Source organism: Streptomyces sp. NPDC036764 (genome assembly GCF_055609385.1).
In genome coordinates this window covers 1472553-1484624 of the sequence record NZ_JBVJPT010000001.1, presented here as the reverse complement: position 1 = coordinate 1484624, position 12072 = coordinate 1472553, and the positions used below count along the sequence as shown (strand labels likewise).

Below are 12072 nucleotides of genomic sequence, written 5' to 3'. Positions count from 1 at the left end.
GTATTTCGGGGTGACACCGAGGGAGGTCACCAGCCGGAACAGGGCCACCTCGATGGCGAAGAGCGCGGGCTGGGTGAACTCCGTGCGGTTCAGGGCCTCCTCGTCCTCGCCCCAGATCACCTCGCGCATGGCAGGGTCGAGCTGGGCAAGGACCTTGTCCAGGGCCCGGGCAAACACCGGGAATCGGTCGTACAGTTCACGACCCATCCCGAGACGCTGAGCGCCCTGACCGGAGAACACGAACGCGAGCGGACCCTCGGCCACCACTCCCCTGGCCGCCTCCGTGACGCCCTCCGCCGACGCCAGCAACACCGCCCGGTGAGCGAACCGAGCACGACCACCGGCCAGCGTGTAAGCGACATCCACCGACGGTTCGACCGCACGCACCAGTTCGATCTGCGCGTCCAGCGCCTGCTCGGACCGAGCCGACACCACCAACGGCACCATGGACGGCTGCTGAGCGGGCCTCGACTCCGTTGTGTTCTCGGGCAGTTCGAGGATGACGTGGGCGTTGGTGCCGCTGAGGCCGAAGGAGGAAACGGCGGCCCGACGCGGGCGATCGTTGTCCGGCCACAAAACCGGCTCGCGGACCAGCTCCACAGCGCCCGCCGACCAGTCCACATGCGAGGACGGCGCATCCACGTGCAGGGTGCGCGGGACGACACCATGCCGCATCGCCAGCACACTCTTGATCACACCGGCGACACCCGCAGCGGCCTGCGTGTGCCCCAGATTCGACTTCACCGAGCCGAGCAGCAACGGCCGTTCACGATCCTGGCCGTAGGTGGCCAGTAGCGCCTGCGCCTCGATCGGGTCACCCAGCGTCGTGCCCGTGCCATGCGCCTCCACGACATCGACGTCCCCGGCACCCAGCCCAGCCGACGCCAGTGCCTGCCTGATCACCCGCTGCTGCGAAGGCCCGTTCGGCGCGGTCAGCCCGTTCGACGCACCATCCTGATTGACAGCACTACCGCGGACGACCGCCAGGATCCGGTGCCCGTTACGCACCGCGTCCGACTGCCGCTCCAGCAGCAGTACGCCGACGCCCTCGGCCCAGCCGACACCGTCAGCCGAGTCGGAGAACGCCTTGCACCTGCCGTCGGCGGCGAGACCGCCCTGCCGGGAGAACTCCACAAACGTCGTCGGCGTCGACATCACCGTCACACCACCGGCCACCGCCAGCGAACACTCACCACCACGCAACGCCTGCGCCGCCAGATGCAGAGCCACCAACGACGACGAACACGCCGTATCGATCGTCACCGTCGGCCCCTCAAGGCCAAGCGCGTAAGCCACACGGCCGGACGCGATACTCGGTGAGCTGCCGCTCCCCCGGAAGCCCTCGAACTCGTCGCCGGACAGCAGGACTCCGTAGTCGTTGTACATGAGACCGGCGAAGACACCGGTCTGGCTGCCGCGCAGCGAGGTCGGGTCGATACCCGCCCGCTCGATCGCCTCCCACACCGACTCCAGCAGCAACCGCTGCTGCGCATCCGTCGCCAACGCCTCACGCGGACTCATCCCGAAGAACTCGGGATCGAACGCGCCGGCGTCGGCGAGAAACCCGCCGGCACGCGTGGACGACGTACCGGTGTGCTGCGGGTCGGGGTGGTAGAGCCGCTCCAGGTCCCAGCCACGGTCGGACGGGAACTCGCCGACCGCGTCCCCGCCCTCCGAGACCAGCCGCCACAGATCCTCCGGCGACGACACGCCACCGGGGTAGCGGCACGCCATCCCGACGATCACGACCGGATCGTCGGCCACCACCGCCACCGACGACGCCACCGGAACCGCAGCCTGCGCCCCCAGCACCTCACCCAGCAGGAAGTCCGCCAGGACCGCGACCGTCGGATAGTCGAACACCAACGTCGCCGGCAACCGCAGCCCCGTCACCGACTGCAAGCCATTGCGCAGCTCGACCGCCAACAGCGAGTCAAAACCCAGATCCCGGAACGACCGTGAGTCATCGACACGCGAAGCACTCTCGTGGCCCAGGACCAGCGCCACCTGCCCCCGTACGAGGTCCAGCAGCACCTCGCGCCGTTCCACCTCGTCCAGCCCGGTGAGCCGCTGGAGCAGACCGCCCGCCGCGACCACGCGACGACGCGACCGCACCAACGCGCGGAAGACGGGCGGTACTTCACCGAGTTCCCGGATGGCGCGCAGATCGAGCGGAACGGGTACCACCACGTGCTCGGGCACCCGCAGGGCCGCGTCGAACAGGGCCAGGCCCTGGTCGACCGTGATCGCGGGAATGCCGGTGCGGGCCGTCCGCTGCGGGTCGGCCGTCATGCCTCCGGCTTCCTGCTGCCAGGGGCCCCATACGAGAGACACCGCGGGCAGGCCCATGTCCCGGCGCAGGGCCACCAGGGCGTCGAGGAAGGCATTGGCCGACGCGTAGGCCGCTTGGCCGACGGTGCCGAGCACACCGGCGAGGGAGGAGAAGACGACGAGCGGCGTCTCGTCGGGGAGGAGTTCGTGCAGATGCCAGGCCGCGTCGACCTTGGGCCGCAGGACGGCTTCGACACGCTCGGGGGTCAGGCTGCCGACGAGCCCGTCGTCCAGCACACCCGCGGCATGCACGACACCCCGCACCGACCGCCCCGCCAGCACACCCGCCAACGCCCCACGATCCGCCACATCACACGCCACCACCTCAACCCGAGCACCCAACTCACCCAACTCGGCGACAAGTTCATCGGCACCCGGCGCATCCCCACCCCGCCGCGACAGCAGCACCAACTCCCGCACCCCATGCACCCGCACCAGATGCCGAGCCACCACCCCACCCAGACCACCCGAACCACCCGTCACCACCACAGCACCCGGACCGGCCCACTCCACCCCCACACCACCCGAACCACCCGCACGCACCAACCGCGGAACACTCACGCGACCGCCGCGTACGGCGACGTCGGATTCGTCGGCGGCCAACGCACGTAGGGCAGCGCCGAGTTGGTCGGCATCGGCGTCCGCCAGGTCCAGCGTCGCGAAGCGGCCCGGGTACTCGGCGTCGGCAGACCGCACGAGCCCGCGCACCGCCGCGGAGACCACGGCCGAGCCCTGGGTCAGCACCACCAACCGCGCGCCGCGGAACCGCTCCTGCGCGACCCACGCCTGTACGAGAGCCAGCGCCTGCGCGACGGCGGCGTGCGTCTGCCCGGCCAAGTCCGGCGCGTTGTCGTCGGTGGTCGGGAGGGCGGCCACGACCAGCCCCGGAACCGGCCGGTTCACCTCGCCGTCGGCATCGGTATCGACACCGGCGTCCACGTCCGCCGCCAGTTCGGCCAGGTCGGCGTAGCTCCGAACGTCGGTCACGGCGTCGCGCATCACGTCCGCGAGCGCATCTCCGCCCCCGAGCAGCGCCACAGCCGGAAGCTCCGCGGACGTCTCCGGCGCCTCGGTCCAGTCGACCCGGAACAGCGATCCGGCCGCCGCACTCGCCCCGCCGAGCCGGTCACTCGTGACGGGCCGGACGACCAGCCCGGACACACGTGCCACCGGGCGTCCCTCGACATCGGCGAGGTCCACGGCGATCGCGTCCCGGTCGTCCCGCCGGACCAGTCGGGCCCGCACCTCGCTCGCGCCGGACGCGTGCAGCGAGACGCCCTCCCAGGCGAAGGGGAGCGCCGGGTCGCCCGTCCCTCCGGCGGCGACGGCGTGCAGGGTCGCGTCGAGCAACGCCGGGTGCAGCCCGAACCCGCCGGCATCGGTGCCGGCCGGCAGCGTCGCCTCGGCGAACGTCTCGGCACCGCGCCGCCAGACTCCGCGCAGTCCCTGGAAGAGGGGGCCGTAGGCGAGGCCGGCGTCGGCCAGTTCCTCGTACAGGTCGCCCGTCTCGACACGCTCCGCGCCGGCGGGCGGCCACTGCGCGGCATCGGCCCAGTCGCTCCGGACCGGTGGTTCGTCGGAGAGAACGCCGGTGGCGTGCTGCGTCCAGGGAGCGTCCCCGGCCGCCTCGTCCGGACGTGCGTGCACCGTCACCGTGCGGCGACCGGCGTCATCGCTCTCCGCGACCCGCACCTGGATCTGCACGGCGCCCGTGTCCGGAACCACGAGGGGTGTCGTCACGGTGAGGTCGTCCAGGGTGGCGAACCCGACCTCGTCACCGGCCCGCACCGCCAGTTCCACGAAGGCCGTGCCCGGGACGACCACACGCCCGAAGACAGTGTGATCGGCCAGCCAGGGGTGAGTGGCCGCCGACAGCCGCCCGGACAGCACCACGTCCTCGGAGTCGGCCAACGACACCGCGGCCCGCAGCAGCGGATGGTCGGCGGCGGCGAGCCCGGCGGCCCGCACGTCCCCGGCGCCCGTCGTATATCCCCCGACCGGCCAGTAGTTCTGGCGCTGGAACGGGTACGTCGGGACATCCACGAGCCGGGCGTCCGTGCCCCTGAACAGCGCCCGCCAGTCCACGGGTGCGCCGTGCGTGTAGAGCTGCGCGAGGGCGGTGAGCGCGGCCTCCTGCTCGGGCCGGTCCTTGCGCAGTACGGGCACGACGAGCGCGTCGTCCGCCACGGACTGCCCGATCAGCGCGGACAGCACACCGTCCGGGCCGATCTCCAGGAACCGGGTCACGCCGTGGTCGGTGAGGGTGCGGATGCCGTCGGCGAAACGCACTGTGCCGCGGACATGTCGAACCCAGTAGTCCGCCGTGCTCGCCGCGTCGAGGAGAGTGCCGGTGAGGTTCGAGACGAGCGGGATGCGTGGCTCGGCGAAGTGGAGACCGGCGATTGCCGCGCGGAAGTCCTCCAGCATCGGGTCCATGAGCGGGGAGTGGAAGGCGTGCGAGACCCGCAGACGGGTGGTGCGACGCTCCGGCAGGGCGGCGGCGACCGCGAGAACAGCCTCTTCAGTGCCCGAAAGCACCACCGAGGAGGGCCCGTTGACCGCCGCGATGGACACACCGTCGACGAGGTGAGGAGCGACTTCGCCCTCACCCGCCTCGACGGCCAGCATGAGCCCACCCGCGGGCAGGGCCTGCATCAACCGGGCACGTGCCGACACCAGCGTGCACGCGTCCGCGAGCGACAGCACACCCGCGACATGCGCGGCGGCTATCTCACCGACGGAATGACCCGCGAGGTACTTCGGGGTGACACCGAGAGAGGTCACCAGCCGGAACAGCGCCACCTCGACGGCGAAGAGGGCAGGCTGGGTGAACTCCGTGCGGTTCAGGGCCTCCTCGTCCTCACCCCAGATCACCTCGCGCATGGCAGGGTCGAGCTGGGCAAGGACCTCGTCCAGGGCCCGCGCAAACACCGGGAATCGGTCGTACAGTTCACGACCCATACCGAGTCGCTGAGCGCCCTGACCGGAGAACACGAACGCGAGCGGACCCTCGGCCACCACTCCCCTCGCCGCCTCCGTGACGCCGTCCGCCGACGCCAGCAGCACCGCCCGATGCGCGAACCGAGCACGACCGCCGGCCAGCGTGTAAGCGACATCCACCGACGGCTCGACCGCCCGCACCAGTTCGATCTGCGCGTCCAGCGCCTGCTCGGACCGGGCCGACACCACCAACGGGAGGACACCGAACTCCCCCGCCTCCGGCGTCGGTTCGGCGTCCGGCCCCGCCTCCAGAATGACGTGCGCATTGGTACCGCTCAGCCCGAAGGAAGACACGCCGACGCGGCGCGGGCGTTCGTTGTCCGGCCAAGCCACAGGCTCGCGGACAAGCTCCACGGCACCCGCCGACCAGTCCACATGCGAGGACGGCGCGTCCACGTGCAGGGTGCGCGGGACGACACCATGCCGCATCGCCAGCACACTCTTGATCACACCAGCGACACCCGCAGCGGCCTGCGTGTGACCCAGATTCGACTTCACCGAGCCGAGCAGCAGCGGCCGTTCACGATCCTGGCCATACGTCGCCAGCAGCGCCTGCGCCTCGATCGGGTCACCCAACGTCGTACCCGTGCCATGCGCCTCGACCGCATCCACCTCGGCGGCAGACAACCCGGCCGACGCCAACGCCTGTCGAATCACCCGCTGCTGCGAAGGCCCGTTCGGCGCGGTCAGCCCGTTCGACGCACCATCCTGATTGACAGCGCTGCCGCGGACGACCGCCAGGATCCGGTGCCCGTTACGCACCGCGTCCGACTGCCGCTCCAGCAGCAGCACACCCACACCCTCCGCCCAGCCAACACCGTCAGCCGAGTCGGAGAACGCCTTGCACCTGCCGTCGGCGGCGAGACCGCCCTGCCGCGAGAACTCCACAAACGTCGTCGGCGTCGACATCACCGTCACACCACCGGCCACCGCCAGCGAACACTCACCACCACGCAACGCCTGCGCCGCCAGATGCAGAGCCACCAACGACGACGAACACGCCGTATCGATCGAGACGGTCGGCCCCTCGAAGCCGAAGGAGTAGGCGACTCGGCCGGAGGCGATGCTCATCGCGCTTCCGTTGCCGCGCAGGCCCTCGAACTCGCGGCCGTCGAGGAGGAGTCCGTAGTCGTTGTACATGACACCGGCGAAGACACCGGTCTGGCTGCCGCGCAGCGAGGTCGGGTCGATACCCGCCCGCTCGATCGCCTCCCACACCGACTCCAGCAGCAACCGCTGCTGCGCATCCGTCGCCAACGCCTCACGCGGACTCATCCCGAAGAAGTCCGCGTCGAAGCCGCCGGCCTCCCGGAGGAAGCCACCGGCCCGGGTGGAGGAAGTGCCCGGGTTGTCGGGGTCGGGGTGGTAGAGCCGCTCCAGGTCCCAGCCGCGGTCGGACGGGAACTCCCCGACCGCGTCACCGCCCTCCGAGACCAGCCGCCACAGGTCCTCCGGCGACGACACGCCGCCGGGGTAGCGGCACGCCATCCCCACGATCACGACCGGATCGTCGGCCACCACCGCCACCGACGACGCCACCGGAACCGCAGCCTGCGCCCCCAGCACCTCACCCAGCAGGAAGTCCGCCAGGACCGCGACCGTCGGATAGTCGAACACCAACGTCGCCGGCAATCGCAGCCCCGTCACCGACTGCAAGCCATTGCGCAGCTCGACCGCCAACAGCGAGTCAAAACCCAGATCCCGGAACGACCGCGACGCGTCCACGCCCAGGGCACCCTCGTGCCCCAGCACCAACGCCACCTGCCCCCGCACCAGATCGAGCAGCACCTCGTGCCGCTCCACCTCGTCCAGCGGTGCGAGCCTGCGGACCAGGTCCGGTGCGCCGGTGCCGCTGCTCGTGGTGCGGCGGCGGGGTCGTACGAGTCCACGGAGGAGTGGGGGGATCTCGGTGCGGGCTCGTGCCGCCCGCAGGTCCAGCGGGATGGGGAGCACGACGTCGTCAGGGCTCGCGAGGGCCGCGTCGAACAGACTCAGACCCCGCTCGGCGGACACCGGGTGGATGAGCGCGGCCTCGTCGTTCGCTTCGGTGGGCGGCTGGTCGGCGGCCATGCCTTGGCCGTCGAGCTGCCAGGGTCCCCAGGCCAGGGAGACCGCGTGCAGACCCTGGGCACGGCGGTGCGCGGCGAGGGCGTCGAGGTAGGCGTTGGCGGCGGCGTAGGCGGCCTGGCCCACGGGGCCGAAGGTGCCGGCGGCGGAGGAGACGAGGACGAACGCCCCGACGTCGGGCAGGAGTTCGTGCAGGTGCCAGGCCGCGTCCGCCTTCGGAGCGAGTACGGCGTGCAGGCGCTCGGGGGTCAGGCTGCCGACGAGCCCGTCGTCCAGCACACCCGCGGCATGCACGACACCCCGCACCGACCGCCCCGCCAGCACACCCGCCAACGCCCCACGATCCGCCACATCACACGCCACCACCTCAACCCGAGCACCCAACTCACCCAACTCGGCGACAAGTTCATCGGCACCCGGCGCATCCCCACCCCGCCGCGACAGCAGCACCAACTCCCGCACCCCATGCACCCGCACCAGATGCCGAGCCACCACCCCACCCAGACCACCCGAACCACCTGTCACCACCACAGCACCCGGACCGGCCCACTCCACCCCCACACCACCCGAACCACCCGCACGCACCAACCGCGGAACACTCACGCGACCGTCCGTGAGGGCGGCCTCCGGTTCGGCGACGGCGAGGGCCTGGCGGAGGAGGTTTCCGTCCACGGGCTCGGTGCCGAGGGTCAACAGGCCGATGCTGCCCGGGTGTTCGGACTCGGCGGCGCGGAGCAGGCCGCGCACGGCGGCGGTCGCGAGCCGGTCGTCACGGAGTACGACGACCAGGCGGGTGCCGCGCAGGCGCTCGTCGTGCTGCCAACGGCGGACCAGGTCGAGGGCGCGGGCGGTCAGCGTGTGCAGTTCACCGACCGGGTTCGTCTCGTCGGGATCGACCATGAGCGGAGCCAGGACGACGTCCGGGAGGGGTGCGGTGCCCGCGAGTTCACTGAGGTCGGCGTGGACGCGTACAGGCGTGCGGTGGAGGGCGTCGCTGATCTCCTGGGCGCACGAGGCGTCGGCGAGCAGGGCGAGGGGACCCTCGTAGGGCGTCGTCTCGGCGGCCGGTACCCGGTCGACGCGGTACAGCGTGTCGGCGGCCGTCGATGCGCCGGTGCGCGCGGCGTCGAGAGGGCGTGTGGTGAGCGCGTCCACGGACAGCACGGGCGCGCCCATGGTGTCCACGACGTCGATGGCGACGGTGTCCCCGCCCTGCGCGGCGATGCGGGCGCGGACCTTGGTGGCGCCGGTGGCGTAAAGGCTGACGCCTTCCCAGGCGAACGGCACGCCGAGGCGGCCGTCGCCCGCGTGGGCGACGGCGTGGAGGAGGGCGTCGAGCAGCACGGGGTGGAGGGCGAAGCCTGCGGTGCGGGTTCCCGCGGGGAGTTCGGCCTCGACGTAGAGGTCGCCGTCCCGGCGCCAGAGGGCGCTGAGGCCGCGGAATGCGGGGCCGTAGGCGAAGTCGTGCTCGGCGAGGGTGTCGTAGGCGCCGTCGACCGGGACGGGTACGGCGCCGGCGGGGGGCCACTGCGTGGCGTCCGGGACGGCGGGTGCGCCGGTGTCCGCGCCGGGGCTGAGCCGACCGGTGGCGTGGAGCGTCCAGGCGTGCTCGTCCCCGGCGTGCTCACCATGGCGGTCATCGGGGCGGGCGTGGATGGTGACCGGTCGATGGCCGGAGGCGTCGGCGGAACCGACGAAGGTCTGGATCTGGACGGCACCCTGCTCGGGGAGTTCGAGCGGGGCCGGGAGGGCGAGTTCGGCCACGTGGTCGCAGCCGAACTCGTCGCCGGCGCGCAGGGCGAGTTCGACGAAGGCGGCGCCGGGCAGGAGGACGCGGCCGTCGATGCGGTGGTCGGCGAGCCAGCGGTGGGTGGTGAAGGAGAGACGGCCGGAGAGGAGGGCGCCGTCGGAGTCGGCGAGGGACACGGCGGCGCCGAGGAGGCCGTGTTCGGCGGGGGCGAGGCCGACCGCGCGTACGTCTCCGGCGCCGCCGACGCCCGCGGCCGGCCAGTGCCGGCGGCGCTGGAAGGCGTAGGTGGGCAGGTCGACCGGGTGGGCGGGGGTGTCGGCGAAGTAGCGCGTCCAGTCGACGGGGGCGCCGGTGGTGTGGAGGGCTGCGAGTGCCGTGGTGAGGGCGGTGGGCTCGGGGGTGTCCTTGCGCAGGGCGGCGAGGGCGACGCTGTCCGCGGGTGCCGACTCGGGGACGAGGCCGGTGAGGACGCCGTCGGGCCCGAGTTCGAGGAAGGTGCGCACGCCGTGCCCGTCCAGGGTGCGCAGGCAGTCGGCGAAGCGGACGGTCTCCCGGACGTGGCGGACCCAGTACTGCGGGTCGCACACGTCCTCGGGGGTGGCGAGGGTGCCGGTGAGGTTGGAGACGAGCGGGATGCGCGGCGGGTGGAAGTCGATGCCGGACAGGGCCTCGGCGAAGTCGGCCAGCATCGGGTCCATGAGCGGCGAATGGAAGGCGTGCGAGACGCGCAGGGGTGTGGTGCGGTGGCCGTCGGCGGCGAGTCGTGCGGCGGCTGCGGCCACCGCCTCGGCGGGACCGGAGAGGACCACGGAGGCCGGGCCGTTGACGGCGGCCACGGCGATGTCGGCCGTGAGGTACGGGCGTAGCTGCTCCTCGGAGGCCCGTACGGCCGTCATGGCGCCGCCCTCGGGGAGGCCGGCCATCAGCGAGGCGCGGGCGGTGACGAGGGTGCAGGCGTCCGCGAGGGACAGCACGCCGGCGACGTGCGCGGCGGCGACCTCTCCGATGGAGTGCCCGGCCACGAAGTCGGGTCGTACGCCCCACGATTCGAGGAGGCGGAAGAGTGCCACCTCCACGGCGAACAGGGCGGGCTGGGCGGTGCCGGTGTGGTTCAGGGGGGATGTGTCGGTGCCCCACATCGCGTCGCGTACGCCGGGCGGCAGCAGGGCGAGGGTTTCGTCGAGAGCGGCGCGGAATGCGGGGAAGGACTCGTACAACTCGCGGCCCATGCCCAGGCGTTGGGCGCCTTGACCGGAGAAGAGGAAGGCGGCGGGGGCCTCGGTCGCGGTGTGTCGCAGCAGGCCGGGGGCGGGGGTGCCGTCCGCGAGGGCGGTGAGGCCGGCGGTGACGGTGGCAGCGTCGGCGGTGACGAGGGCTGCGCGGTGCTCGAAGCCGGTGCGGGTGGTGGCGAGGGCGCGGGCCAGGACGTCGAGGCGCGGCGGCTGTCCGGGGCGGTCCAGCGCGGTGCGCAGTCGGGCCGCCTGGGCGGCGAGGGCCTGCGGAGTACGGCCCGACAGGACGAGCGGTACGGGGGTGAGGGGCGCGGCGGCGGGCGTGGCCTCGTCGGACGGGTCGGCGGGGGCCTGTTCGATGACGGCGTGGGCGTTGGTGCCGCTGATGCCGAAGGAGGAGACGGCGGCGCGGCGGGGCTGCCCGGTGTCGGGCCAGGGCGTGTTGCCGGTGACGAGGCGTACGGTGCCGTCCGACCAGTCGACGTGGGTGTTGGGCTCGTCGACGTGCAGCGTGCGGGGCAGGACGCCGTGTCGGATGGCCTGCACCATCTTGATGACGCCGGCGACGCCCGCCGCGGCCTGGGTGTGGCTGAGGTTGGACTTCACCGAGCCGAGCAGCAGCGGGCGTTCGGCGGTGCGGGCGCGGCCGTAGGTGGCGAGGAGGGCCTGGGCCTCGACGGGGTCGCCGAGGGTGGTGGCGGTGCCGTGGGCCTCGACGGCGTCGATCTGGTCGGCGGAGAGGCGGGCGTTGATCAGGGCCTGTTCGATGACGCGTTGCTGGGAGGGGCCGTTGGGTGCGGTGAGGCCGTTGCTGGCGCCGTCCTGGTTGACGGCGGAGCCGCGGACGACGGCGAGGACGCGGTGGCCGTTGCGGCGGGCGTCGGACAGGCGCTCAAGGAGCAGTACGCCGACGCCCTCGGACCATCCGGTGCCGTCGGCGGAGTCGTCGAAGGAGCGGCACAGCCCGTCGGCGGACAGTCCGCCCTGGCGGCCGAACTCCAGATGGGTGGAGGGCGTCGACATGACGGTGACGCCGCCGGCGAGGGCGAGGGAGCACTCGCCGGTGCGCAGGGCGTGGGCGGCGAGGTGGAGGGCGACGAGGGAGGAGGAGCAGGCGGTGTCCACCGTCAGGGCGGGGCCGGTCAGGCCGAGGGTGTAGGCGATACGGCCGGACAGGACGCTGCCGGCGTTGCCGGTCAGGTGCAGGCCGCGGGCGCCGTCCTCGGCGCCCGCGCGGTACTCCTGGGCCATGGCGCCCATGAACACGGCGGTCTCGCTGCCGCGCAGCGCGGTGGGGTCGATGTGGGCGGACTCGATGGCCTCCCAGGTGGATTCGAGCACGATCCGCTGCTGGGGGTCCATGGCGACCGCTTCACGTGCGCTGATGCCGAAGAACTCGGCGTCGAAGTCGGTGGCGTCGTGGAGGAAGCCTCCGCCGGAGGCGGCGGCCGAGACCGCCTCGAGGTCCCAGCCGCGGTCGTCGGGGAAGGGTCCGATGCCATGTCTGCCGTCGACGAGCAGTTCCCACAGGCCGTCGGGGTCGCTCACGCCGCCGGGGTAGTGGCAGGCCATCCCGATGATCGCGATGGGCTCGTGGGCGGCGGCCTCGAGTTCCTGGACGCGCTGCCGGCTGTGCCGCAGGTCGGCGGTGGCCCGCTTCAGGTAGTCCCTGAGCTTGTGTTCGTTGTCCAT

At 72.4% G+C, this 12072-nt stretch carries 1 protein-coding gene (cut by a window edge); it reads right to left on the bottom strand.

Translation table 11 applies throughout. The annotated features are described in order from the left end of the window. Positions 1–12072, bottom strand: the 5' end (the start) of a protein-coding gene (locus ACZ69Q_RS06415; protein WP_471037269.1) for a type I polyketide synthase. The gene continues 27336 nt to the left of window position 1, outside the view; the window shows 12072 of its 39408 coding nt (coding positions 1–12072); its start codon is at positions 12070–12072; the stop codon falls past the left edge of the window.